This is a genomic window from Flagellimonas hadalis, assembly GCF_007785775.2.
GTDB classification, from domain to species: Bacteria; Bacteroidota; Bacteroidia; order Flavobacteriales; family Flavobacteriaceae; genus Flagellimonas; species Flagellimonas hadalis.
The window spans coordinates 1-927 of sequence record NZ_VNIK02000037.1; the positions used below are offsets into that span (position 1 = coordinate 1).

1 protein-coding gene is annotated in these 927 nt (G+C 46.8%); it reads left to right on the forward strand.

From position 1 onward, the window contains the following. The first annotated feature begins 411 nt into the window (after positions 1-411). Positions 412-888 (forward strand): helix-turn-helix domain-containing protein, encoded by a 477-nt coding sequence (locus FOT42_RS17900; protein WP_000469298.1) that lies wholly within the window; start codon positions 412-414, stop codon positions 886-888. Positions 889-927 lie beyond the last annotated feature (39 nt).

A 927-nucleotide genomic window follows, 5' to 3' on the forward strand; every position in this document is an offset into this window, starting at 1 on the left:
ATCCTGTCCCGATTTCTGAGGCGTTTTAGCGGTGAACGGACGGCAAAACCATGATGGAGCTGTTGAGCGTTGAGAGCGTGAAATCTGGCAAAAATCACGGCTGGCGAGGCTTGTAGCGGAATAAGCCAGTATACACTCCGCTATCGCTACGTGACTGGGTCAGGGCTTCGCCCCGACACCCCAAAAGGGCGTTGCGTTGCGCGCTACACCCTTGCCTAGAATAGATCTTTTACGCCGATTTGTAAGTTGTTGTTTTTTTAGTGTGTTTTTTGTTTACCTGTCGCATCCAGGGTGACACAACGTTGTCGCATCCTGGATGCGACAACACGCAACAAGGTGTTGCACAGATGTGTCATGATGGCTTAGATTTGAACCAACGTTAGTGCATGGGATTTTCAGAGGGAAAAAATCATGTTTATTGATTCAGAAAAACGACTGAAACAACTTTCAGATGAGGCAAAGAAAAACACCGAGGATCTCGAAGAAGCAAAGAAGAATTCAAGGTTTACACAGGTATCCCCAAAAGGTTGGGAACGCGTTCGAGAGCTGCTGAAGGATAGTCAAGGCATATCAGCACTGAAGCTGTACTCATTTTTAGCGGAGCATATCGATCCTACGTGTGGCGCTGTCGTTGCGGATCAGCAATTCCTAGCTGAAAAACTTGGAGTTAGCAGAAGCACAATTATTCGGTGGCTCAATTACTTAGAATCAAAAAATGCATTAGTTAGAATCCCCGTTGCTGGTAAGGTTTGTGCGTATGCCCTCGATCCACATGAAGTCTGGAAGGGATACAACACTACGAAAAACCATGCAGCGTTTGTCACTAAAACACTGGTCAACAAAGACGGTGATATTCAGCGCCGAATCATGGCCATGTTTTCAAATTGAGCCAGCGGCAGGCGGACAATCAGGGGCTACGTGTTAACG

Bases quoted from the DNA above. Each gene is read 5' to 3' on its own strand.
- FOT42_RS17900 (WP_000469298.1), top strand. From the start codon at position 412: ATGTTTATTGATTCAGAAAAACGACTGAAACAACTTTCAGATGAGGCA.